At 33.9% G+C, this 24,405-nt stretch carries 22 protein-coding genes, 2 tRNA genes and 1 pseudogene; 7 read left to right on the top strand and 18 right to left on the bottom strand.

Features of this window, described 5'->3' with window-relative positions; all coding sequences use genetic code 11:
• Positions 1-6 precede the first annotated feature (6 nt).
• From DF185_RS18350 to DF185_RS18290, 13 genes and pseudogenes are all read right to left on the bottom strand, one after another.
• Positions 7-1,011: a sugar phosphate nucleotidyltransferase gene (locus DF185_RS18350; RefSeq protein WP_110362348.1), complete on the bottom strand. Its 1,005-nt coding sequence runs from the start codon at positions 1,009-1,011 to the stop codon at positions 7-9.
• A gap of 93 nt (positions 1,012-1,104) precedes the next feature.
• Entirely contained in the window at positions 1,105-1,539 is a 435-nt protein-coding gene (gene dut, locus DF185_RS18345; protein ID WP_110362346.1) for a dUTP diphosphatase, read from the bottom strand.
• Positions 1,540-1,647: 108 nt separating this feature from the next.
• Positions 1,648-3,123 carry an oligosaccharide flippase family protein gene (locus DF185_RS18340; protein ID WP_110362344.1) on the bottom strand — a complete coding sequence of 492 codons (1,476 nt, stop codon included), beginning with the start codon at positions 3,121-3,123 and terminating at the stop codon, positions 1,648-1,650.
• 382 nt (positions 3,124-3,505) lie between these two features.
• On the bottom strand, positions 3,506-3,874 hold the full coding sequence (locus DF185_RS18335) for a YccF domain-containing protein (protein WP_110362342.1): 369 nt from the start codon (positions 3,872-3,874) through the stop codon (positions 3,506-3,508).
• A gap of 12 nt (positions 3,875-3,886) precedes the next feature.
• Entirely contained in the window at positions 3,887-4,873 is a 987-nt protein-coding gene (locus DF185_RS18330) for a DUF3187 family protein (RefSeq protein WP_110362340.1), read from the bottom strand.
• Positions 4,874-4,919: 46 nt separating this feature from the next.
• Positions 4,920-5,870: an ROK family protein gene (locus DF185_RS18325; protein WP_110362338.1), complete on the bottom strand. Its 951-nt coding sequence runs from the start codon at positions 5,868-5,870 to the stop codon at positions 4,920-4,922.
• Between the two features lie 30 nt (positions 5,871-5,900).
• Positions 5,901-7,199: an HlyD family secretion protein gene (locus DF185_RS18320; protein ID WP_110362336.1), complete on the bottom strand. Its 1,299-nt coding sequence runs from the start codon at positions 7,197-7,199 to the stop codon at positions 5,901-5,903.
• A gap of 28 nt (positions 7,200-7,227) precedes the next feature.
• Positions 7,228-7,413: pseudogene (locus DF185_RS24235) on the bottom strand (GxxExxY protein); the annotation flags it as partial.
• A gap of 168 nt (positions 7,414-7,581) precedes the next feature.
• The gene (locus tag DF185_RS18310) at positions 7,582-9,789 is read right to left on the bottom strand and encodes a peptidase domain-containing ABC transporter (RefSeq protein WP_110362334.1); all 2,208 of its coding nucleotides are present in this window, start codon (positions 9,787-9,789) and stop codon (positions 7,582-7,584) included.
• Positions 9,790-9,928: 139 nt separating this feature from the next.
• Positions 9,929-11,092: a hypothetical protein gene (locus DF185_RS18305; protein WP_110362332.1), complete on the bottom strand. Its 1,164-nt coding sequence runs from the start codon at positions 11,090-11,092 to the stop codon at positions 9,929-9,931.
• 21 nt (positions 11,093-11,113) lie between these two features.
• Positions 11,114-12,289, bottom strand: coding sequence for a retropepsin-like aspartic protease (locus DF185_RS18300; protein ID WP_110362330.1), 1,176 nt, complete (start codon positions 12,287-12,289; stop codon positions 11,114-11,116).
• Between the two features lie 250 nt (positions 12,290-12,539).
• Positions 12,540-13,283, bottom strand: a complete 744-nt coding sequence (locus tag DF185_RS18295) for a hypothetical protein (protein ID WP_110362328.1) — start codon at positions 13,281-13,283, stop codon at positions 12,540-12,542.
• 537 nt (positions 13,284-13,820) lie between these two features.
• Entirely contained in the window at positions 13,821-14,525 is a 705-nt protein-coding gene (locus DF185_RS18290) for a Crp/Fnr family transcriptional regulator (RefSeq protein WP_110362326.1), read from the bottom strand.
• Positions 14,526-14,900: 375 nt separating this feature from the next.
• Between DF185_RS18290 and DF185_RS18285 the strand changes: the two genes are divergently transcribed.
• Entirely contained in the window at positions 14,901-15,320 is a 420-nt protein-coding gene (locus DF185_RS18285; RefSeq protein WP_110362324.1) for an OsmC family protein, read from the top strand.
• Between the two features lie 100 nt (positions 15,321-15,420).
• Here DF185_RS18285 and pheS read toward each other — a convergent pair whose 3' ends face one another.
• The 4 genes from pheS to DF185_RS18265 all read right to left on the bottom strand — a co-directional run bounded on the left by pheS (position 15,421) and on the right by DF185_RS18265 (position 18,652).
• Complete coding sequence (gene pheS, locus DF185_RS18280; protein ID WP_110362322.1) at positions 15,421-16,443, bottom strand: phenylalanine--tRNA ligase subunit alpha; 1,023 nt, start codon at positions 16,441-16,443, stop codon at positions 15,421-15,423.
• Positions 16,444-16,535: 92 nt separating this feature from the next.
• A complete protein-coding gene (locus DF185_RS18275; RefSeq protein WP_110362678.1) occupies positions 16,536-17,360 on the bottom strand; it encodes a peptidylprolyl isomerase in 825 nt (274 codons plus the stop codon).
• A 104-nt stretch (positions 17,361-17,464) separates the two neighbouring features.
• The gene (locus tag DF185_RS18270; protein WP_207784695.1) at positions 17,465-18,277 is read right to left on the bottom strand and encodes a peptidylprolyl isomerase; all 813 of its coding nucleotides are present in this window, start codon (positions 18,275-18,277) and stop codon (positions 17,465-17,467) included.
• A 24-nt stretch (positions 18,278-18,301) separates the two neighbouring features.
• Positions 18,302-18,652 carry a hypothetical protein gene (locus DF185_RS18265; protein ID WP_110362320.1) on the bottom strand — a complete coding sequence of 117 codons (351 nt, stop codon included), beginning with the start codon at positions 18,650-18,652 and terminating at the stop codon, positions 18,302-18,304.
• 141 nt (positions 18,653-18,793) lie between these two features.
• Here DF185_RS18265 and DF185_RS18260 point away from each other — a divergent pair.
• The 4 genes from DF185_RS18260 (at position 18,794) to DF185_RS18245 (ending at position 20,752) form a co-directional block, all read left to right on the top strand.
• A tRNA-Val gene (locus DF185_RS18260) sits at positions 18,794-18,868 on the top strand.
• Positions 18,869-18,895: 27 nt separating this feature from the next.
• A tRNA-Val gene (locus tag DF185_RS18255) sits at positions 18,896-18,970 on the top strand.
• A gap of 473 nt (positions 18,971-19,443) precedes the next feature.
• Entirely contained in the window at positions 19,444-20,010 is a 567-nt protein-coding gene (locus DF185_RS18250; RefSeq protein WP_110362318.1) for an RNA polymerase sigma factor, read from the top strand.
• Entirely contained in the window at positions 19,982-20,752 is a 771-nt protein-coding gene (locus DF185_RS18245; RefSeq protein ID WP_110362316.1) for a tetratricopeptide repeat protein, read from the top strand. The genes DF185_RS18250 and DF185_RS18245 overlap by 29 nt, the downstream gene beginning before the upstream one ends.
• Positions 20,753-21,036: 284 nt before the next feature.
• On the opposite strand, the gene DF185_RS18240 is transcribed toward DF185_RS18245, so the two are convergent.
• Complete coding sequence (locus tag DF185_RS18240) at positions 21,037-23,865, bottom strand: CHAT domain-containing protein (RefSeq protein ID WP_110362314.1); 2,829 nt, start codon at positions 23,863-23,865, stop codon at positions 21,037-21,039.
• A 189-nt stretch (positions 23,866-24,054) separates the two neighbouring features.
• On the opposite strand from DF185_RS18240, the gene DF185_RS24230 reads away from it, so the two are divergent.
• Together DF185_RS24230 and DF185_RS24225 are read left to right on the top strand one after the other, a co-directional pair.
• A complete protein-coding gene (locus tag DF185_RS24230) occupies positions 24,055-24,147 on the top strand; it encodes a bacteriocin class II family protein (RefSeq protein WP_110362312.1) in 93 nt (30 codons plus the stop codon).
• Positions 24,148-24,220: 73 nt separating this feature from the next.
• The gene (locus DF185_RS24225) at positions 24,221-24,313 is read left to right on the top strand and encodes a bacteriocin class II family protein (protein WP_110362312.1); all 93 of its coding nucleotides are present in this window, start codon (positions 24,221-24,223) and stop codon (positions 24,311-24,313) included.
• Positions 24,314-24,405 lie beyond the last annotated feature (92 nt).

Here is a 24,405-nt window from a genome sequence, read left to right as displayed (position 1 = left end):
CTTTATCTATTTTGTAAAGCTCGCAAAGTCGCCAACATTTAACTCAGCAACATCACCCTGAATATCTACATGATTTCCGATCATTGAATTTTCAAGATTTAAATGTTCCAAGTTCGAATTGCGTTGAACAATTGTATTGCGAACCATTGTATTACTAACTACTGTTCCTGCTCCCACAGATACGTGTGGCCCAACAATAGAGTTTTTTATTACCACATTTTCTCCAATGTAACATGGAGGAATTACAATAGAATTCTCAATACTCGATGAATCACATACCAATTCATCATCTTTATGATATTCCAGAATTCTTTGATTAGTATGAACTGTAGCATCCTTGTTTCCACAATCCATCCACTCGATAACTTGACCTGGCTTAAATACCAAACCTTTATTTTTCATGTTTTCTAACGCATCGGTTAACTGGTATTCACCATTCACAACCACCTTGTTATCCAACAAGTACTGTAATTCACTTCTTAGGTTTTCACCATCTTTAAAGTAATAGATTCCGATAATCGCTAAATCAGAAACAAACTCCTGAGGTTTTTCAACAAAATCAGTAATTCTATTATCACCATCAAGTTTAACGACTCCAAAAGCCGATGGATCTTCAACTTTCTGAACCCAAATTACACTATCAGCCTCTGCATCTAGCACAAAGTCGGCTTTGAATAATGTGTCTGCAAAAGCAACCACAACCTTTCCCGAAAGAGACTCTGCAGCACAATGAATTGCATGTGCAGTTCCCAAAGCTTCATTTTGATAGTAAATGCTATACTTTGCACCAATATTTTCAGCTATCTCGCACAACTGATTCTCAACTTCCTTGCCAAAATCTCCAATAATGAAAGCAATTTCTTCGATACTCTCATTCGAAACTTTTGCAATTTCTTCAACTAATCGTTGAACAATAGGTTTTCCTGCAATAGGAATTAATGGTTTTGGCACTGTTAAAGTATGAGGACGCATACGCTTCCCCATTCCTGCCATAGGTACTATAATTTTCATTGCTTTGTAGTAGTAATGTTTAAATTAGCTAAAATTCGGATCAAATTTAAGATTTCGGCTTAAGAATCAATCCGAATTAATATTTTTTAACGATTAAGCTTTTCCTGTGTGACCAAATCCGCCAGCACCACGCTCTGATACTTCAAGATCTTCAACTGGCTCCCATTGTACTGTTTCGTGAGCTGCAATTACCATTTGACAAATTCTGTCACCATCGTTAATCTCAACAACCTGATTGGATAGGTTTACCAAGATTACACCTATTTCACCACGATAATCAGCATCAATAGTTCCAGGAGTATTCAAAACTGAAATACCTTCTTTTAATGCCATTCCACTTCTTGGACGAATTTGAGCTTCGTAACCAGCTGGTAATTCAATAAACAAGCCCGTTGGAATTAATTTTCTTTCCAATGATTTAAGAAAAACTGGTTCACTCAAGTTTGCTCTTAAATCCATTCCTGCTGATAATTCAGTGCTGTATTTAGGTAAATCGTGTTTCGATTTATTAACGATTTTTACTTTCATGTGCTAATATTTTGAAGTTTTTACACTCTATTTTATCGATTCGCTAAGATACATTATTCATCTCTCTTATGAAAGATAAATTAGTGATTAAGAATGAGTGGATTTTATTTAATTCGAGCGCTTTTTTAACATCCCCCATAATTGTTCTTTTTGTATTACAACAGCAATAAAAGCCAATAATATTGGTGTCTTGGCAAGCATTTTAAGCCATTGATTTTCAATTCTTATTTGAGAACCTACTGCAAAAAGAATCATCGCGAAAATAAAATAGAAAAGAATTCTTTTAATATCGTATGGAACAGGATAATGCCTTTGCCCCAATATATACGAAACAACCATCATTATACCGAAGCAAAGAAATACTGCATATGCTGCTCCTTGATAGCCAATTTTAGGAACTAAAATAATATTAAGAGCGATAGTAATTATCGATCCAATAATCGCCATAATGGCACCATATCTTGTTTTATCGCTTAGTTTATACCAAAGCGATAAAGAAAAGAAAACACCAAAGAATAAATTCCCAAGAAGTACATAAGGAACAATGCTTAAACCTTCATGGTAATTCGATTTAATTAACAATTTTACAATGTCAATATAGAACATTACACCCAAGAAAATTAGCAAACAAAACACCGTAAAATACTTCAATACATCAGCATAAACCTGCTTTGAGTTTTCTTGCTTTGATTGAGCAAAAAAGAACGGTTCAAAGGCATATCTAAAAGCTTGAATGAATAACGTCATGATAACAGCCAACTTGTAATTTGCACCATAAATCCCCGTTTGATACATTGGATCCATAGATTCAGGAATTAGATTTGGCATTAACATCTTATCCAAATTTAAATTGATTTGCCCGCAAACACTTACGATTAATATTGGCCATGAATATGACAAGATCTCCTTCAGCAAACCAGAATCTATTTTAAATTGTAAGGATTTTAGGTCAGGCAACAACAAAAGAAAATTGATAACAGATGCCACACAAAAGGCGATAAATATATAACCTACACCAATATCAGGATTCCAAATTGTTTCGATTGGAACATTTGGGAAGTTTTTATGAATCCAAGGACATAAAACCAAGAAAAACAGATTGATACCTAAATTCCCAAATATATTTATCAGCTTTAGTCCTGCATAACGGAAAGCTCTGTTTTGTAACCTGAGCCTGGCAAATGGTAAGGCTGTTATGGCATCTAATCCCAAAGTTGCAGCCAACAATAATATGTACTCTTTGTGTTCCGATATCTTTAAATAATCAGCCAAAGGATTCAAAAACACAAAAATCAATAACCAAAAAACAAGTGTGGAAGCGCTTAAGCTAAAGAATCCCGTTGTAAATGTAATTTCTGCCTTTCCTTCCTTATTGGAAAAACGGAAATAACCAGTTTCCATTCCATAAGTAAGAAAAACTAAAAATAAGGCTACATACGACATTAAATTAGCAACAATCCCATACTCATCAGGTGCAAAAATATAGGTATATACTGGAAATAATAACCAATTTAAAAATCGACCAACAATGGAGCTTACGCCATAAATGGCGGTTTCGCCAGCAAGTTTTTTAAGAGGATTCAATTTTGTTCAATATTTTGATTAAAAATGCAAAGATATTAGAAAATACGATTTATAGCATTATTGTAAACCAACTGAAAATGAATTAGAAAAGATAAAAAGAATGTTCCACGTGGAGCAATTCCATTTTTTTATCGAAAAAAAGACCTGTCAGTATTTAAATTGAAAATAAATAAGGTTTATACAAACGTTTTCGGTGTAAGTATTTGATATTTTTGACATTATAAAGACCAAATCATTTTCATATCCAAAATATTTTTCTCACATTTGCTCTCCATACGCGTTAAGGAACGTTTATGTTAGTGTTTGTTGTTTAAGTATTTTGTGATTATCCCGTGCCTCTCCGGCCGGGATATTTCTTTTTATAGAACTTTGTGTTTTTATTCTATCGAATACTTTTTCCAAACGGTGTAAGAGCAAAACCAGCTAGCTTTACATGTTGAGCAGCAAAAGGAATTCCTATAATGGTTATTGCAAAAATCAAAGCAAACACCAAGTGCGTTAAAGCTATCCACAAACCTCCAATAAAAATCCAAATCACATTCAAAATAATGCTCAAGCATCCTCCTGCATGATCGTTGTATTCGACCTTTTGACCAAAAGGGGCCAAGCCTAAAATGGATAATTGCATAATTTTAATTCCAAAAGGAATTCCAACAATGGTGAAGCACATTAAAAGACCAGCAATTAAATATTCAAAGAATATAAAAAGACCTCCAAAAATGATCCAAATAATATTTCCAATAATACTCATAATCGTAATGGGTTAAAGTTTATATGAAACACCAAATTGCAATACAAAATCCGGTGAAGTATTTACAATTAAATCCTCTGAGAAAGAGAATGATAAATTTAAGTCATCCGATATAAAATAATCGGTCCCTAGTACCAATTGAATAGATTCTCTACCCAATTGCTTGGTAGCGGATTTTTTATAAAAACCCGAATGAAAATCAAACTGAATTTTTGGAACCCAACTTTTACTCAAGCTAAAAGCCGATCCTAAACTTCCAAACACAATATTCTTGGTTAAAATATCAGATAGAAGGGCACCTGAACCAATGTGCATATATCCTGCGGAGTAAAAATACGTAAATGTTTTCTCTTTATTTTTAGGTATAATTCTACCTGACAAGTTAGCTCCAATATCGTTCGTACCACTCCCAATCAACTGTCTTTTATTTCCCGTTGAAAATTTAAAAAAAGTACCCACCGATAGAGCATGCTTATTTGAATTTACTACAGGTACATCGAACTTTAAAGCAATATCACCAAACTTCAATTCGCTCTCATTCATTAGAATTTGAGTATTTTCATTTTCACGGTACAAATAGGTAAGATTGAAATTGGTCATAAATTCCCTTGCTTTACCTGGTAACCCAAATGTTTCATGCCACCCACTAATTATCGGATCCATTACTCCTGTAGAATGTCTTACCAATGGAATATTTAACTCTATTTGAAGATTCTTTAACAATCCATATCTAAGGATTATATCATTTCGGTACATTTCTCCATCTAGGTAAATGGCCTCAGTGATCAATTGTGAAGATGTTGCGTTATTGGCTATATTTAGATAATTGCCAAACGAAAAATCACCTTTTGCTAAAACTTTACCTCCGTAATGATTGGGCAATCCGAAAAAATGGATTAATGGGCTTTGATTATGGGTAGCAAACGGTTCCACCGTTTTTTGAGCATAAACTTTGCTCGTTAATAAAAAGAGGATAATGCTAATTAATCGCAGGCTCATCTAAAATTGTTTGGCTTAATTGAGTGAGAACCAAAGCTACAAATAATTAAACAAGATTCCATATCATAGCCGCAGAACCTAAAATCCCTGAATTTCCATTAACAGAAGTTACTTTCAAAACAGTTTTACCCTTATAGACAGAAAGCAGATTTTCTTCCATATGATATTGAGTAGGCTTCAGCAGTAAATCTCCGGCTTTAGAAAGTCCACCCGCCAAAAATATAGCCTCTGGATTATTAATCGCAACAACATTTGCTAGCGCGATGCCTAAAATTTTCCCGGTATATTCGAATGATTCCAATGCAATTTCATCTCCATGGTAGGCTGCATCTGCCAATTTTTTTGCGCTCATGCGATCAAAAGGTATCCCCCTTAATTCACTCTTAAAGGAATATTTGGCCAATAGCTTACTTACAGTCCTTTTTATACCCGTAGCCGAAGCATAAGTCTCCAGACAGCCAAACCTTCCACATCCGCATTGTCTTCCATCAGGTCGGGCTATAATATGCCCAAATTCGCCTGCAAAACCTGAATGACCATATACAATTTCGTTATTAACAACAATACCACTACCTAAACCAGTGCCAAGGGTTAGAACCATAAAATTTTTCATGCCAATAGCACCACCGTAAATCATTTCAGCCATTGCCGATGCATTTGCATCGTTGGTAACCTTAACTGGTAAGCCAAATTTTTTTCGTAATAAATCACCCAAAGGTAAAATTCCTTCCCATGAAAGGTTTGATGCATTTTCGATAGTTTGATTAATGTAGTCGGCATTAGGTGCACCCACACCAATTCCAATAACTTTATAATTTGCCTGATTGGGTATTTCTAATGCTTTTATTTTAGCTGATAGGGTCGAAATAAAGTCAGAAAAAGTATCAAAATCCTTGGTATACATCCTGTTTTGGGCCAAACAATTGCCTAGCTTGTCCACCAAACCAAAAACGGTATGTGTACCACCAATATCAATACCAACTGCAAGTTCTTTCATATCACCGATTTTGATTTACGGGATTGGAACTTACAAACGCTCTTTTAATAATGCACGTATTGGGTTGAAAATTCGTTGAAGCAATCGAAGATTTTCTGTAATGATCTCCGCTTTACCCTCACTATCCTGAGCAAACTTTAATTCAGTTCCGATATTCGTAACCAAACCATTAGACAAGTTAACATCGAGAGTATATTTTTGATTCTCTGGCACCTTTGAGATAGATTGTATCGTCCCTTCTAGCATCCCGTATTCAAGATAAGGATAATTATCGAGTTTTATATTCACTCTTTGCCCAACTTTTACTTTACCCGCATCTCGCATTCCCAACTCTACACGTGCAACTATCTTAGTTGAATCGTTAGGAAGAACAGTAAATACCCTATCTCCAGTTTTGACATTCTGATTCGAGCTGTAAAACTTATTAAAAGTTACCTTACCATCTATCGGTGTTTTAATCAGATACTTTTGCTCCCAAATATCAATTTGAGCCTTTAACTGATCGAAAGAGTGAATCATTAGATTTTGCAGATCTTTTCTTTCTGTCTCCTTCTTTAGTTCAAGGTCGATAATTTGTTGTTCTACATCCGAAATTTTAATCTGTGTTGAAGCAAGTGCAGATCTGGATCCGTGAAAAGAATAAGAACTCTCAAGATATTTTTTCTTTGAATTCTGGAAGTTTTGCTGTGCTATTACCCCTCTTTGAAATAAGGACGAATCCCTCTCGTATTGCTTCTTAGATATCGCTAACTCGCTTTCCAAAATTTTCTTTTGCTGATATTGGCGATCATAAAACATGTTGTATTTACTAATCTGCTTCTTGTAAGAATCTATTTTTCTGTCGTAATACTCCAATTCAAAAAAACGTTGATAATCAACACAGGATTTTAAAAATGTATTGTAGTAGCTTTGCACTTCTCCAAGTCTGAAAGTTCCCTCTACAATGTCAGCATTCACATTTTCGGCTCCTGTTAGGTGTCCCTGAAAGGTTTCCAGTTTTTCTTTTAGCTCAAAAATATCCTTATTAAAAGCAGGGTTCTCAATAATGGCCAACAGGCTTCCCTCCTTTACAGCTTCATTATCTTTCACATACAAATCTTGTATTTTACCACTTGATCGGGCTACCAATTCAGCAGGCGGATTCAAAGTTGTCAACACCAATCTTGAATCAATAATATCAGGATATCGGAAAAAATTACTTCCAATTACAATTGCAGCAATCACAACAAAAAACAAAGTAGTTCCACTCCTAATTATCCAATTAGGAACTCGTCCAAGTATCTCTTTTACTTCGTCTGATCGTAATTCTATATTCGGGTCTTTCTCCATGTTATTTAAACTTTTTAGACGCAGATTTTTATGATTTCATATGATCATTAAGATTTACTTTCCTGCTATTAGCAAAAACCTTGCGTTTAATTTGAGGTTTATTACCAAAATTTAAAAGTAACCCAACTTCTATATTAGTTGCTCGTAAATAATTTACCAATTGAACTTCATGCTCTGCTCGAATAGATTCAACTGCTTTTAATTCAATTAAAAGAGAATTTTCATATACTTTCTCTTAAAATCCAATTCCAAGTTGATTATAAACTTTATAAAATGCTTCAATAATCTTATCTGTAAGCTCAGTATATTTATAATTCTCAATCATGTCCTATTCCATATCATAAAAATCATAATCATCTTATAAAATCAGCGTCTAAATAAATCAATTACCGAGTTCTAACTGATTTTTAACCAACTGATAATACTTACCCTCCAAGCTAGTAAGCTCTTCGTGCGTACCTTGTTCTACGATTTCACCTTTCTCCAGTACAATGATTTTATCTGCATTTCTCACGGTGCTTAACCTATGCGCAACTACTACAACCGTTCTGCCTTTATTAAACTCATCAAGATTATCCATAATGGCCAACTCATTGTTTGCATCCAATGCATTGGTCGCTTCATCGAAGAACAAAAATTCAGGGTTTTTATAAACCGCTCTTGCAATCAATATTCTTTGTTTTTGTCCCTGGCTTAACCCATGCCCATTGGCTCCAATATTGGTATTGTAACGCAAAGGTAAATTTTCAATAAATTGGTCGATACAAGCAACCTGAACCGCATACAACAATCTCTTTTTATCGATATGCTCAACTCCTACCGCAATGTTCTTGGCAATGGTATCCGAGAAAATAAATCCATCTTGCATTACTACCCCACAGTTTTGGCGCCACATCGCCGAGCTATAATTTTCCAACGTGGTTCCTCCAAGCGAAATTCTACCTTTCGTAGTTGGATAAAATCCCAACATCAATTTAATTAAAGTGGTTTTTCCACTACCCGAGGCACCAACAATAGCGGTCGTTTTTCCCTCTTCTACTTTTAGGTTTACATCATTCAAAACCATTTCGGAATGCGGACCTTCGTATTGGAAACAAACATTTTCAATGTCAATGGTTTTCTCATCAGGTATCTCGGTAAGCGTTTGTTCATCTACACTCTCCTCCTCTTTCATTTCGTGAATTTCACCCAAACGCTCCAAAGAGATCTTTGCATCCTGCCATGAGTGAATTACCTGTACCAAATTATCAAGTGGAGAGTTCAACTGACCAATGATGTATTGAACTGCCAACATCATACCCAGTGTCATTCCTCCATCTAAAACCGCTTTTGCAGCCAGAAAAGTGATAATGATATTCTTGGTTTCGTTAAAAAATACCGAACCAGAAATCTGATACTGATTTAAAGCCAAACCTTTGGTTCGAACCTGGAACAACTCTGCCTGAATTTGTTCCCACTCCCAACGTTTTTGTTTCTCACAGTTATTTAGTTTGATTTCCTGCATTCCGGTGATTAACTGCACCAACGAGTTCTGATTGCTCGACATTTGAGCAAATCGTTTTCCATCCAATTCCCTTCGTTTTCGCAAAAATAAATTCACCCAAAGAATATACAGTCCTGATCCTAGTACAAAAACCAGGAATATTTGCAGATCGTAAATTGCCAATACCACCCCAAAAATCAGGAGGTTCACCATTGAGAACAACACATTTAAGGTTGATGATGTAAGGAAGTTCTCAATTCGGGTATGATCTTGAATTCTTTGCAATAAATCTCCAATCATTTTAATATCGAAGAAGCCTATAGGCAGTTTCATCAATTTGATCAGGAAATCGGATATCAAAGAAATATTAATTCGAGTTGAAATGTGCAGTAAAATCCAGGAGCGAATAAACTCTACCGACATTCTGGATATGAACAATACCAGCTGGGCTATCAATACCAAGTAAATAAAACTCAGGTTTTGGGTGTTGATCCCAATATCAACAATGGATTGGGTAAGAAATGGAAAAATCAGCTGTAGCAAAGAGCCAAATAGCATGCCCAATACTAGCTGGATCATGAATTTGCGATAAGGTTTTAAGTATTTTAGCAGAAAACCTATGCTTTTTTTCTGAGAAACTTCTTCCCCATTCTTGCTGTAAAAATCAGGTGTTGGTTCCAGCAACAAGCACAATCCTTTCAGCTCTCCCTGACTTTGGGTACTTGCCCATTGTTTAATAAACTCCTCCTTGGTAAATTTTAACAATCCCGATCCAGGATCGGCAACATGCACAATGGTTTTGTTGCGCTTCTCCTCTACCTTGTGCACCACTACAAAATGGTTTTGTCCCCAATGACAAACTGCCGGAAGTGGAGCTTCTTTCGCCAACTGATCGAAAGAAATGCGAACGCCCATACTACGCATTCCAATACTTTCGGCTGCATCGGCAATACCCAACATCGAAACGCCTTCGCGGGTAATGTGCGATTTATCGCGTAGTGATTGTAAAGTGTAATTCTTGCCATAGTGCTTGGCAATCATGCGCAAACAGGTTGGGCCACAATCCATGGCATCCAACTGTCGAAAGTGTGGAAATCGTTTTTTCAAGCTAAGTAGGAGTTAGATTTAGTATCAAGCCTAAAAATAAGGAAAATTGTTGAAACTATTAAACACCTGTTTACAGGAAGAGCCGTAGCATGCTACGGTTCTGGAATATATTATCTGATCTCTTTATACGCTAAATCCTCTACTTATCATCTGCAGTAGGCAGATCTTTAAATCCATGATTGTATTTTTCATTTATTTTAGAGAAATCATCAATAAAGAATTCATCCTGATTCGCATGCGGAAATGAATTGTATACTTGCAGTTCAACCTTAGTCTTAAGCATGATTTTATCTAATAAGCTGGCATTTTTGGTTTTGGAAATGGAATCCTTAATGGCCTTAAATGGATATTTAGCATACCAAGTATTAGCGAGAATCTCTTTATTGTCATCTGATAAAGGCATTAAACCAATGGCTAACCTATTTGCGTTTTTCTTAGCAACTTGTTCGGGTTTTAAACTCATAAAAGGAGAAACTGTTTCCTTATCGAAATCAATTTTAATGGCTGCCTTTCCAAAAGGATTGCTATAATCGTTATACATTACAGCATTAGAATAAAATTGCGGATCGATATTTCCTTCAGATAATTCTTGTAGTAAGATTTTCTTCCAATTTAATGCGTCAATCTCCTTATAAATGCCCGATTTTTCTTTTATTTCCGGAGTGTTATCTGCATTGTTTTTCATCCCAAAATAATGACGGTACAGTATATAATACTTGGTATACATACTATCGCTTTGATGAATAAAATCAGGAATTCCATCCTCCTTATAATACTCTTTTAATCGCTTTGATAATGCCAACATGGCGCTGTCATTTTTAAACTCTCCATAGCCATATTGGTTACTGGCAACTTTTTGATCTTCCAGATAAAGCTGATGATACTTCTCTCTCAAATCTTGATTTAAACCGCTCTCATATTGCAATCGTAATTTGGGATAAGTTTTTAGGAATCCTTTCCACTCTTTACTGTTTCTAAAATCTTTAAATGCATTTTTTTGAAATTCTTCCAATTGATACCCAAGGCTTACCAATTCTTCAGCCAAGTTTCTAGCCACTTTATTCTTTTTACATTTTATGGCAGAAACACAGGCATTGTGAACATCTTTATAAAAATGCTTGGGATATTGCCTAAACACATTTTGATGGATTTCCAAAGCCTTATCATATTTTGATTGCGCAATCAATAGCTTGGCTTGATTCAACTGAGTGTGATAATTGATGTAATTTAATTCTTGATTTTTTTGTGCTGATGCCACACTTAAAAGTGCAATCAAGAAAAAGTTAAGGATTAATGTTTTCATATTTTAGTATGCTACAGGGGATTAAAATTTTAATCTGGAAATGTTAAATATTTTTCTTTCTCCCTCACTATTCTCAATAACCAAACTCACTTGGTCATTACCGCTGAAATAATCCTTATATTGAGCATCACAAATATCAATCTGCTCAACATTCTCTCCATTAATTTCAATCAGCTGATTACCTACTTCAATACCGTTTAGGTTTTCATCCCATATGGCTGATATTTCAACTCTATTTTTATTAAAAAGAAAATCGATAGGCCAATATGTTTGTCTCGAACTGGTTTCTTCCTCGTAAGGAACAAATCCGAAACTTCTGTTTTTAAAATCCAACAAAACATCACCATATTCAATTAATTCACAGCCTAAACACGACAATTGAACATCCCTGGTTATTACATTTTTAATTCTAGCTTTATTGATTTTTAATTCAGGAATTCTGTTAATTTTCAAAATAGTATCCTTAGCAGCACCAAGCAAACCCGCTCCACTTATTCCGCAGGTACTATCAAGCATATGTAATACCTTTTTTTCGCTAAAAACTTTAGAAAAATGAGGGCTTAAAGTAATCAAACAATTGGCACCAGTATCGAATACAAACTCGCCTCCAACTTTATTTTTACCATTTATCAATTCAGCTCTAACCAATGGCATATTCCTATTCTCTGGCATATTCATTAACCATCTGTATTTTCCTTTTACTGGTATTTTCTTTCTATCGTTGGTAATTCTTATGGTTTTGTGTTTATACGAAATGTATACAATGCTATTGCGAAATAAATTAGCTCCTATGATGCCACTTTCATAATCATCACATCTATCATATAGATCTGGAAATACGGAAACAGGAATATTTTTAAAACTCAAATCAGCCAATCGCAATTCGGATACAAGTACATTCTCAACACTATCTTTCAAATGATTAATAGCACGCAATTCAGTAGCCTGTAACTTTTTACAATCAAGTACATTTTTAAGTTCCTTAGAAATCATAGTGGGCGCACCTGTATCAAAAAGAAAACTATAATCTTTTCCACCAATTTTTAAGGATACATACATGTGCCCTTTAATGTATTCGAATGGAATCGACACATCGTATTCCTCATTTTCAAGTATCAGATTATTAAAATTTAGCTCTTGAGCCTTAAGGCTTAAGCTCGCCAATAACAGGCAAAGTGGTAGTAGTAATTTTTTCATTTTTTTTGTTTAATTAGTAGATACGTAGCATGCTACGTCTGTACAGGTACAAATCGAATTTTTATCATTCTTACAAAAAGTAATACCTCCTTCGCATAAGTAAGCTTTCCTTACACAAAGTAGGCATCCCTTAGGTATAAATTCGCTCTCCTTCTTAAAAGTACGTTTCCCTTACAAAAAGTAAGCTATCCTTCGGCCCGGGAAGCTCCCCTTACAAAAAGTAAGTAGTCTTCTCGGGGCTTTCAGAGGCTTAGGCCTCTTCTTGAAGTTTGGATTCACGCTCTTCTCTAAGCTCTCTAAAATATACGCTAGCATACAGTTCTGCCTTTTCTGGATTCTTCCAGAATACGAAACGACCAGCATCACGAACTGCATCTACAGCTTGTTTTAGATAAGTAAATGCTCTGTCGCGCATTTCTTTTGCAGGCCTGTCATTTTCTGCCTTATCACCATTTACACTCGATAGTGTTAAACTACACTCTTCAGCAAGAGTTTGTGCTTTTGTTGCTTTAGCAGGATCGCCACCTACTGCCTGAAATGCCTCTGGCTTGCTTTCAATCAATTTTGCCAATTCCGAAAGATCCTGAATCATGTCGGTATTGGTATAACCTTCGGCAACATGATAGACAATTTGCATTGCCATATTATCTTTGCGGTAGGCATATCTACAGAAATGTAATAACTCATCTCTAGTCTCGAAAGCCTCTTTCGAAAGTGTGGTCCACTTTTCTTCAGCTTCCGATCTTTCTTTACGCACTTGTATCCAATTACCTTGTGCTTCTCGTAATCCTTCTGCACGAATTGGTAAATCTTCTATTGTCGCAATATCCAAATCTGTTGCCGTTAATGCATCCTTATCAGTTGTAGCATAACGATACAAATCAAAAGCTTCACCAACTGCTATATTTATAGGCAAATTGGGATCTTTTACATCATCCTGTTCAATTAATAAATACTTAGGTTTTAGGGCTTCAAAACTTTCTTTGTCACTCATTTTTAAATGATTTTTGGGTTAATAAAATGGTTTGCTTTATTATAATATTCTTTTAAAAACGAGAATTAAGTTAATTTATTTTGCAAGCCACACCAAAATACAAGTGTTAAATATTGTTAATCTTAATTTCAGATATTGTTATTAATAAGCGCAACACCTAACTTTTACAGGCAATTCAGAAGAATTAATTTTATGAAAGATTATTTATTGGTATCCGCAACTATCCTTTGTCTCATATTCACATTATTTGTATCATTCCGAATTCCCGAAACCGATGGTTATATAGCATTCGTAATAAGTACGATAGTTTTTATTTTATTGGTTCGCACAACAATAAAAAGCATGTGGGAGAAATACTAACTACACTCTTAAGAAGGGATAACAGATTGCCTAGGCTGTACAATAGAAAATTTGACTGTTTGACTATTCCACTATTAGACTGTTAGACTTTGTAACTTTTAGACCTTTCTAAACATTTAGTAACAAAAAAACCCGCTCAACAAATTGAACGGGCTCTTTACATCTATATCATATTTTTTAAATCAAACCGCCAGTTTTTCTAAGCGATTCGCTATTTAATATCTTTATTTTTCTACCGTTTAGTTCTATCAGTTTATCCGATTTAAATTCCGATAACAATCGAATTACCGACTCGGTAGCTGTACCAACCATATTGGCCAATTCCTCGCGTGTAAGCGAAATTTTTAAGGTTCCTTCTTCATTTAAACCGAAAGTATCCTCAAGGTGTATTAGTACTTCAGCCAATCGCTCTCTTACCGTTTTTTGTGCAATATCGGTAATGTAATTGTTGGCCTCACCCAATTCGGCACAGGTAACTTTCATTAGCTGCAATGCAAAATTTGAATTTTCCTGTATCAGCTTTGTTAGTACATTAGCCGGAATAAAACACACTACAGCATCTTCGATAACCTTTGCGGAAGTACAAAAACGTTCATGACTCAAGACCGATCTAAATCCAATTAAATCGCCCTCTTTTGCAAATCGTATGATTTGTTCTTTTCCTTCTAAACCTGTCTTAAAAACCTTTAAAATGCCTGAAAAAAGGAAAAAGCATCCCTTGGCAAAATCGCCTTCTTTATAGATTACACTTCCACGTTTTAAGAGTTGTACTTCTTCATCCCAAAATAAAAGATTTTGATCGTCGACACCCAGATCAGGAAACTTAACACTGAATTTCTCAGCTAACTGATTACAGTTAGGAAGATTAATATTTTGCTTCATTTCAACGCTTACTGAATAAACTTGTTATAAAATAGCTTTATTATACATCTTAAAAACATAACCAAGTGGTAGTTTTTACTGATGTTTTAATCATTTCGTAATTCTAATTTCACCAATTTTAGAATCAGGTTTAAATATAGTAATTTAAGTTTTACTTCTCCAATAGCAAATCACACACTTATTTAATTTAAACTTTTGTAAATTTTTGCAGCATGCAGCATAAATTAAACGCAGAAAGAAACAAGTTTCAAGCCACAAGAATTTTTAATAATTTTGATTGAACACTTTTGATTCACAAAATATACACATAGAGTTATAATAGTTGGTTATCTGATACTTGAAACCCACAACTTGTAACTTGCAACTTTTACAACAATGAAACACAAAGTAGAAATGAGTTGGCAAGGTAGACTTGCCTATAAAGCCGATATGGATGGACACGAAATTATAACAGATGCCAGCAAACAAGTAGGTGGCGATGGCTCAGGTGTTAGTCCTAAAAAATTAATGTTAACAGCATTAGCGGGTTGTACAGGTATCGATATCGCCATGATTCTTAAAAAAATGCGTGTTGAAGTTCGAGATATAAAAGTTTCGGTTGAAGGCGAATTAACCGAGGAACAACCAAGTTATTACAAAAACATGCATATCGTTTATGAATTCTTTGGCAAGGATATTCCTCATGCGAAGATTGAGCGAGCTGTAAAATTATCGGAAGAAGAATACTGTGGAGTTAGTGCCTTGTACAAAAAAGTGATTCCTGTTACTTCTGAAATTATTTACCACGAGGAATAAATCGGATAGAGACGCACGACCGTGCGTCTGTACACTGTAAAAAATAAAAAATGCCTCCCATTATGGAAGGCATTTATATTTTAAATCTATTATGATTTTCTTAGAATCCTGCTGCAGTAAATTGCTCAAGGAAACGGATATCGTTCTCGAAGAACAAGCGAAGATCTTTAATACCATATTTCAACATGGTAATACGCTCAATTCCCATTCCCAATGCAAAACCAGAGTATTTCTTGCTGTCGATACCATTTAATTCCAATACATTTGGATCAACCATACCGCAACCTAAAATTTCAAGCCATCCGGTTCCTTTACATACATTACATCCTTTTCCGCCACAAAGCGAACAAGTAACATCTACCTCGGCCGATGGCTCAGTAAATGGAAAATATGATGGACGCAATCTAATTTCAGTTTTCTCACCAAAGAACTCTTTTGCAAAATAAGTAAGTGTTTGCTTCAAATCAGCAAAAGAAACTTTCTCATCCACATATAAAGCCTCAATTTGGTGGAAAATACAGTGTGCACGAGCCGAAATTGCTTCGTTACGGAATACTCTACCTGGAGTTAAACAACGAATTGGCAATTCCATTTCTTGCAAATCATGAACCTGTACTGATGATGTATGAGTTCTCAAAATTACATCCGGATTTTTCTCGATAAAGAAAGTATCCTGCATATCACGTGCTGGATGCTCCTCTGGGAAGTTCAATGCCGAGAAGTTGTGCCAGTCATCTTCAATCTCTGGACCTTCAGAAATGGTAAATCCTAAACGAGCAAAAATTTCTGTAATCTCATTTCTTACCAACGAAAGCGGGTGACGAGAACCTAATTTTACAGGATCGCCAGACAAAGTCAAATCCAAACCAGACTTGCCAAATTCTGCACCGGTAAAACTTTCCTTTAAAGCATTTACTTTATCCATAGCTACTGTTTTAAGCTCATTTAGAGCTTGTCCAACGGCTTTTTTCTCCTCGTTTGGAACAGTTTTAAAATCGGCAAACAACGAAGCAATGCTACCTTTTTTACTAAGGTGTTTAATTCTGAACTGTTCTATCTCTTCCAGTGTTGTAGCTGAAAATCCATTCAACTCATCAAGCAGGTTTTTTATTTTGTCAAGCATGATATAACTTCTTTATTTATTGCAACAGTCGGCAAAGTTACAAAAACTTTTTTCTCATTGGCTAAAAGCAAATGGCTAAATACCAAAAGCATTTAATACTTTAAGATTTTTACTTTCATCTTAACATCAGTATAAGGTCGATCATTGGAATCTGTTTTTAGCTTTACAATTTTATCTAAAACCTCTAATCCTCTAATTACCTCTCCAAAAACTGTATAATTATCGTCTAAGTGTGGTACGCCTCCTACTGTGGTATATGCCTTTCTTTGCTCAGGCGTAAATTCCAATTTTTCAGATGATGCAGTGTAATCAAACTCAATTGATTCTTTTATTTTTTTTGCAATTGCACGAAACTCCGTCACCTTTTTGGCCTTTTTCAAAGAATCCAAAATCTGTCTTTTTTTCGGAGTCAAATATCTCTTTACAATTCTCTTACGCAAAGGCACATTCACCTCCTTCTCCATGGCATCTAATTCTTCATTTGTAAATACCCTTCCATGTGCGATATAGAACTGCGATACATCCGATTCTTTAAAAATATTCACCTTATCTGGCTGTCGTGGCGAAGCAAGCGCTCCCTTTTTATGGAAAAACTTTTCATTAAACTCAGATTGTATGGTTCTATTTGCATCTCCATATCCGATGGCTTTACCCACAGGAGCATTTCTCGAATCTTGCGATCCACCCTGAGCCACAAAACCTTTAATTACTCTATAAAAAAGTGTGCCATCAAAATGGTCGTTCTCCACCAATTGTAGAAAATTTTGACGATGCTTAGGTGTTTCCTTGTATAGCATCACCTTCATATTACCCAAATTAGTCTCAATAAGGATTATTGAATTGGTTCCTTGGGCAAAAGTATTCTTCGCAGAAAATTGAAATAAAAATAAAATCAGAAGTATGACTAATTTTCTCATTGTTACTCTTTTTAAAAAAACTGAACTAAGATAGATATCATTAAAATTCATCACAAAAAAAGCTCCGAAATAATTTCCGGAGCTCTCACATACATTCTAATCATTTATTGAACGATTTTTATTTTCATAGCTACGTCCTCTAATGGACGATCAAAATCATCCTTTTTTACTTTCGCAATGCTATCAATAAATTCAATACCTTCAATTACTTCACCAAATACCGTGTAATTCCCATCAAGGTGAGGAATTCCACCAACAGTTGTGTAAGCATCAATCTGAGCCTGTGTAAACTTAATTTGCTTAGTCTCAAAAATAGAGTCAACTTCTACTTGAATCTTATCTATCAGTTCTGATACTTTATCCATATCACCTTCCGATTGATATTTCATAATCTCGGTAGCCTTATTTTTTTGAGCCTTTTCAAAAATTTGATTTTTTACTCTATCATTCAATTTCATTAACAAAGTATCCAAACCACCGTGAGTATATACTCTACCTTGAGCCAAATAAAACTGCGATCCAGATGATTTCTTTTGTGGGTTAACTGCATCACCTTCTCTTGCTGCTGCAATTACGCCTCTCTTGTGAAATAAAGCAGGATTAAACTCAGCATCTATCTGATATCCCGGACCACCTTCTCCTAACCTGGCACCAGGTTTTGCTGCTTTTGAATCAGGATCTCCGCCTTGTATCATGAAGCCATCAATTACTCTATGAAACAATGTGCCATCGAAATAATCCGCATGGGCAAGTTTTACGAAATTATCACGATGCAGTGGTGTTTCGTCATATAGCTTAATTTTGATATCACCATACTCAGTTTCTATTTCAACAATTCTGTTTTTCTTTCCTAATTCCAATTTTTTTTGGCAAGATACCATTGCTAGTATAATAGCCAGGTAAAGTAGTTTCTTCATTTTAGTGTGTATAGGTTTGTTATTTTAATCGTTCAAATATCCATTGTCTTTAAAATATTCCACAATTGATGATTTTAACAATTGATTTTCTTTGTCCTTCGAAAAGCGCGGAACCATTTTGTTCTTTACAAATATAGGCCAATTGTCTTCATCATATCCTTCGATAGAATAGTAATTCCATTTCATAAGCAATGTACATGTTGCCAAATCGATGTGGTCCCACTTTTCCTCTTTTGAATAAGTTTCCTTAAAGCCTAAACCTCGTTCTTGTATGCCAATTAAAAGCAAAGTTCCATTTAAATCAGCATCAACATTAAATTCTTCAGAAATTTTATATAACAAACTATTCCAGTCTCTCTCTAAATTATTATCCATAGTATCAATTTTTTACGAGTGATAAAATTAAAGCTTTCCTCGAATTTTAGGGTCATTCAGAAATATTTTTTTCATTTTTTTAAAAATTATTCTTGCAGATAAAAATATTCCACCTTATATTTGCATCGCTTTTAAGGGCAAGGGCGATTAGCTCAGTTGGTTCAGAGCACTTGGTTTACACCCAAGGGGTCATAGGTTCGAATCCTATATCGCCCACAAAAAAGCAAAATTTCCCAATAACAGGGGCGATTAGCTCAGTTGGTTCAGAGCACTTGGTTTACACCCAAGGGGTCATAAGTTCGAATCTTATATCGCCCACGAAAAATCGGTTTTCATTTGAAAGCCGATTTTTTTGTTTTTATACTTTCTCTTAATTGAACGTTATTTTGTAGTCGAATAAATTGTCTACGCTATTCTTAAAAATCAAGATTAGTAAAATTGATTTCAAAAATTTAATCTTGACATTTATTTTGCATCAAACTTAAAGCATAATTGCCTTACTAGACTATAGTACAATGCGGCATTCACTTCCTTTTTTAGTACGCTTACACCACTTTTTTATTATTTCATCATAAAAAAATAGGCTTAAGCAGTAACCAAATTTGAATATAAATAGTATATTGCTTTAGTTTATGATAACAAATAAAAAAAAGACAAAAAAAAGTTAGTTTTTTTTATTTTTTATTTATTTAATTTTCAATCACTTACGTGTAAGATTGATATTTTTTTAAATTTTTTTCACTTTTTGAGGGTTACCTTTTTGCCATAAAAGGAATAAAGGGATAGAAAATATGGATTACACTACTGAAGCGATACTTGAGGGAATAAGTATGAGCAACAATGATGTATTAAATTACATCTACAAAAAGTTCTTTCCGAGTATTCGCAATTTTATCGAGAACAATAATGGGAACGAGGAAGACGCACGCGATCTTTTCCAAGAGGCTATTATTGTAATCTATCGTAAAATGAAAAAGGAACCTTTGGTTCTTAGTTGTAACTTTAAAACATACATCTATTCCATTTGCAGACTTTTGTGGTTAAAGCAACTTGAAAAGAAAAAGAACAGTAATGAAATCAATTCGGAAGGAGTTCTGGATAATCGATTAGACGAAGCTTCTGAGACTTATGACCAAACTGAGAAGTATCGACTATATCAGAAACACTTCCAAAAACTTGGACCGGATTGTAAGAAAGTTCTTCAACTTGCTTTAGACAAAATCTCACTTAAGGAAATTGCTGACATAATGGGCTACAAGAGTGAGAAGTATGCTAAAAAAAGGAAATTTCAGTGTAAACAAATGCTGATAGAGAGTATTAAAAGTGATAATGAATTTAAAGAAGTATATGATGAGTGATATGAATTTTGACCGTATTGAGGATTTCCTAGATGGTGGTTTATCTGACGACCAGCTAAAGGAATTTGAAAAGGACCTTCTGGATGATCCGGATTTACAAATGGAACTGGATTTACATCAAGAAGTTGACGAGGCTATAATGGAAAATGACATTATGGACCTTAGAAGCAAGCTAGAGGCGATAGAAATACCTCCTAAAGAACAAGAGAAGCGCAAGTTTAAGTATCTAACCAAATGGAATATTGTTGCAGCTTCATTAGCATTATTTATTGGTTTAGGTAGTTTAATGTTTCTCGTAAACAACAAGAACTCCTATTCGAATGAAAAGGTATACAGTAATTACTACAAACCATATGCAATAGTAAATACTACTCGTTCGGCTGATGCTAATATCGACAATATGCTTGTTACCGCATTAAAAAGTTACGAAGCCAAGGATTATCAAACGGCCTTAACCCTTTTTAAGCAAATTTTAGACAAGGATAGTACAAATATTACAAGTAACTTTTATTCAGGCATTTCTAATTTAGAAATTAATGAGTATCATAAAGCTAATAAGAATTTTACTAGAGTAATAAAGCACAAAAACAACTTGTTTATAGAACAATCCGAATGGTATTTAGGATTTTGTTACTTGATGACTAACGAAAGAGATAAAGCCATAAAGCAATTCAATACAATTGCACGAGGAAACAGTTTCTATAAAGCAAAAGCTCAGGAAATTCTTAGTAAGTTGGAATAGATTACACTCATTCATTAGCACATATATAAGGCCGTTCAATTTATTGAATGGCTTTCCTTTTTTCTAAAATCCAATACATGAACTAATAACTATAAGTATTGTAACACAAACATTGTTTTATTACTTAAATGTATCTAAGAATGTAGAAACCAATTTTAATACCATTCAAGTTTGATGTGAAATTACAAACCACTAATAGTTTTTGGCAAGATTAAACCTCCTTGTTACCCCCAAAAAAAAGCCTAAAACAATGTTTCAGGCTTTCAAACTATATCTCTTAATACTTATGCTACTCTTCTTCTAATTCTTCGCCTAAAAACGATTAAAAACAATAAGGCAATCCCACCAAATCCAAAATAAACCAAGTTATTCATTATATCGAAATCATATAATGGTTCAACATCACCCATGGTAACATATCCTGACCAAAAATAAGGATGTGACTTAAGTGGATCGGCAGTTTCTAAATATTTTAACTTGGCCTTTCGAAGAGCATCATCCTTCTTTAATCCTTGAGAAAGATAGCCATAAAAATTCGTCATTAAATTAGATCCAGTTTGGTCTTCAACTGTCCACAAAGTCATTATAATACTAGGACAACCGGCATAAAAGAATCCTCTGGCCAAACTCATCACACCCTCACCTTTTAAAAGCTTACCATCTCCTGTATTACAGGCACTAAGAACTACCATTCTAGCATTAAAATTCATGTTATAAATTTCATGTGTATTTAATAATCCATCCTGAACTGTATCACTTGTTTGAGTGAAAACCAACTTCGAATACATTGGATTCTCATCATCTATAATTGTATGCATAGCTAGGTGAAGAACATCATAATCACTTGCATGATCTTTAAAGTTTTGTTCCGTTGCAAATTCATCCAAATATAGATCACCTTCCATTACGTTCGAAATATTATTAACCTCTTCTTTTGTGTAAGGCAATGGATACAACTTATCTCTATAAGCTCTTTCTGTGTATAAAATTGAATCATCAATCCCTTTATATGATGGTGCAAATGCCAATACCGATTTACTTGTTGAGAAACTGAATCCTGCAGGTTCAATTGAAAAACCAATTGTAGCAGAATTTTGGTAAGTTATTGTGTTAGATTTTATTAAATAATCTAAATCTCGATAGTTCATTCGTTCAGGATTAGCTACTTGCTTAATTAAAACCCCGAAAGGAACATAAGCCATCTTACCATCTGGAACTATAATTAATTGTTTATTTTGAATTACCTCACTATGAGGAGCTATAAAAGTTTGATATAAGTTAAATGCAGACTTAGTATAACGCTGATAATATTCTGAACTATTTTCTGCAAAATCATTTGTCTTCAAAGCACTCCTAACTTCTTCAATATGATGATCTATACTATCTGAATTAATTTCTTGTTTTTTAATTTCAAATGAATCTGAGGTAATAATAAAAGTAAAAAGCGAAGAATCTGAAATGGAATACTCAATTAATATTTCATCTGAGGAAAGCCTTGATTGTAGGTCAGACATTTCAATTGTATAATTTCTATATTTCAGATCATAGTATTTAGGATAATCTTCTTCGAAACGAAGTACCATTTGGTTGTAGTTTTCATTTAATTCGAACAATTTTCCCTGCCAATCTGAAATCTTTTTTCGATCTGAATTTATCCTCTTTCGTTCTTCGTAAATTTTTTCTCGATATCTAGCGATATCTTTTCTTAATTGCTGCTCCTCCTCCTGCAATTCAACAGGAATTCCACCTACATTTTTGGCATTCACATCATTCAAAGAAGACATCAAACTTGCTGCTTTAGATCGCTCTGCATATTTAAAAGCTCTTTCCTTATAGCTTATATCCTTAGTAAGTTCATACAATTGCACCGCAATTTCAATTGCTAAGGTATAGGTATCTTTTTCGTTCTGCGATAAAGCAAACTTACTTTGTTCATCCTGGTAACCAATTCTAATCTTATCAATAATATTTAGGCATAAATCATATGTATCCAAGCTAAAATCTAGGTCACTAACTTTCTCATTTTCCTTGTATAAATTTGAAAATCCCTTTGCTTTACCTTTTAAAATACTAAGTATTGATATTTGCGGTTCAATTTTATTTAAATCAGGATTAGTATAAATTATACTATCTGAAAAGTTATCTAATTCAGAAATAATCGCTTTTTGGTAATATTTTAAAGAGGTTAAGTTCTGCTTCTGCTCTTCATAAAAGTCACCCATATTCATTAAGCAGTTAGCAACATCTGGATGTTTAGCACCGTAGTTACTTAAATAAACTTTATAGGCTAATTCAAAATATTTTAATACACTGTCCGTATTTTTAATTTCATTTTGGAGGATTCCATAGTTTAGATATAGAGTACCTAATCTGTAATGATTATCATCACCAAAACTTTTAATATTATCAATACTTTGCAGATAGTACAAGTCAGCTTCCTTATATTTTTTCAGTTGTTTATAACAATTAGCAATCCCATTTAGTGTTGATGATATATTATTATCATTTACATCCTTTTTTATCAATAATGATTTTTTAAAATAATCTAATGCATTATTATACTCATGTCTATTATAATAGTTATTCCCAAGATTATTATTTATTTGTGAAAGATAACGTGAGTTATTATCACCTATGATTGATAGTGCTTTTTCATAATAACTTTGAGCTTTATATAAATCATGTAAATCATTATATATATTTCCTGTATTTACATAGATTGGAACAAGCTTAGAATCTTCATATCCATAATTATCAACAATATATTTTTCAGCTAAGCTGTAATATTTTAAAGCATCACTTCTCTTTCCAAGCCTTCCTTTAATCACTCCAAAATTAACATAGGTACGATAAATCATATTTTTATCGTTAACACCCCCATTTTGTATTGTTTGTACAGCATTTTCAAAAGACTGTACGGCATATTTATATTCTCGAGATTTATAAAATTCTAGTGCCCTATTAACCTGCTTAACAAGAACAGAATCAGGAGATAAATTTTCAGTTTTCTGATCTTCAGAAAAAATTGATGTAAGTGCTAAATTCTTGTTTTCGCCTGCCAGCAAAACAAGTAAAAGAGAGAAAAGCAGAATTTTTTTTAGATTTTTTTTCACGCTCAAGTAGTTTTTCTTAATCTTCTTAGAAACAATGCATTATATACGCAACACTTCTTAAAAGGATTTAAATATATGCAGTTTTTTTCACTTTTTTTTAAAAAAACTTTCAATCTCAGGGTTACCTTTTTCTAAAAAGCAGAATAAAGGGGTGTAATTGTTTCCTTAAAAATTAAAAACCAAATAGCAATGAAGAATTTTGAAGTATTAAACACTGAAGATTTAAAAAACATTAAAGGCGGTTACCAAGACAAATGTATCAATGAAGACATTTTAGTGTAATCTAACTCGACCCAAGTAATCCAAATTTTCAAAAAGTATTTTCCTAGTTATTAACGACCAAATAAAAATAGCAATGAAGAATTTTGAAGTATTAAACACTGAAGATTTAAAAAACATTAAAGGCGGTTACCAAGACAAATGTATCAATGAAGACATTTTAGTGTAATCTAACTCGACCCAAGTAATCCAAATTTTCAAAAAAGTATTTTCCTAGTTATTAACGACCAAATAAAAATAGCAATGAAGAATTTTGAAGTA

The sequence above is a fragment of the Marinifilum breve genome, from assembly GCF_003202155.1.
Lineage (GTDB): Bacteria > Bacteroidota > Bacteroidia > Bacteroidales > Marinifilaceae > Marinifilum > Marinifilum breve.
Note: the sequence above shows the minus strand (reverse complement) of the source record. Positions and strands in the feature narration are given on the sequence as shown.

Excerpts from the sequence above, each read along its gene's own strand:
- DF185_RS18350 (WP_110362348.1), bottom strand. The coding sequence starts at position 1,011 with ATGAAAATTATAGTACCTATGGCAGGAATGGGGAAGCGTATGCGTCCT.
- dut (WP_110362346.1), bottom strand. The coding sequence starts at position 1,539 with ATGAAAGTAAAAATCGTTAATAAATCGAAACACGATTTACCTAAATAC.
- DF185_RS18335 (WP_110362342.1), bottom strand. The coding sequence starts at position 3,874 with ATGAGTATTATTGGAAATATTATTTGGATCATTTTTGGAGGTCTTTTT.
- DF185_RS18330 (WP_110362340.1), bottom strand. The coding sequence starts at position 4,873 with ATGAGCCTGCGATTAATTAGCATTATCCTCTTTTTATTAACGAGCAAA.
- DF185_RS18325 (WP_110362338.1), bottom strand. The coding sequence starts at position 5,870 with ATGAAAGAACTTGCAGTTGGTATTGATATTGGTGGTACACATACCGTT.
- DF185_RS18320 (WP_110362336.1), bottom strand. The coding sequence starts at position 7,199 with ATGGAGAAAGACCCGAATATAGAATTACGATCAGACGAAGTAAAAGAG.
- DF185_RS18305 (WP_110362332.1), bottom strand. The coding sequence starts at position 11,092 with ATGAAAACATTAATCCTTAACTTTTTCTTGATTGCACTTTTAAGTGTG.
- DF185_RS18300 (WP_110362330.1), bottom strand. The coding sequence starts at position 12,289 with ATGAAAAAATTACTACTACCACTTTGCCTGTTATTGGCGAGCTTAAGC.
- DF185_RS18295 (WP_110362328.1), bottom strand. The coding sequence starts at position 13,283 with ATGAGTGACAAAGAAAGTTTTGAAGCCCTAAAACCTAAGTATTTATTA.
- DF185_RS18290 (WP_110362326.1), bottom strand. The coding sequence starts at position 14,525 with ATGAAGCAAAATATTAATCTTCCTAACTGTAATCAGTTAGCTGAGAAA.
- DF185_RS18285 (WP_110362324.1), top strand. The coding sequence starts at position 14,901 with ATGAAACACAAAGTAGAAATGAGTTGGCAAGGTAGACTTGCCTATAAA.
- pheS (WP_110362322.1), bottom strand. The coding sequence starts at position 16,443 with ATGCTTGACAAAATAAAAAACCTGCTTGATGAGTTGAATGGATTTTCA.
- DF185_RS18275 (WP_110362678.1), bottom strand. The coding sequence starts at position 17,360 with ATGAGAAAATTAGTCATACTTCTGATTTTATTTTTATTTCAATTTTCT.
- DF185_RS18270 (WP_207784695.1), bottom strand. The coding sequence starts at position 18,277 with ATGAAGAAACTACTTTACCTGGCTATTATACTAGCAATGGTATCTTGC.
- DF185_RS18265 (WP_110362320.1), bottom strand. The coding sequence starts at position 18,652 with ATGGATAATAATTTAGAGAGAGACTGGAATAGTTTGTTATATAAAATT.
- DF185_RS18250 (WP_110362318.1), top strand. The coding sequence starts at position 19,444 with ATGGATTACACTACTGAAGCGATACTTGAGGGAATAAGTATGAGCAAC.
- DF185_RS18245 (WP_110362316.1), top strand. The coding sequence starts at position 19,982 with ATGAATTTAAAGAAGTATATGATGAGTGATATGAATTTTGACCGTATT.
- DF185_RS24230 (WP_110362312.1), top strand. The coding sequence starts at position 24,055 with ATGAAGAATTTTGAAGTATTAAACACTGAAGATTTAAAAAACATTAAA.
- DF185_RS24225 (WP_110362312.1), top strand. The coding sequence starts at position 24,221 with ATGAAGAATTTTGAAGTATTAAACACTGAAGATTTAAAAAACATTAAA.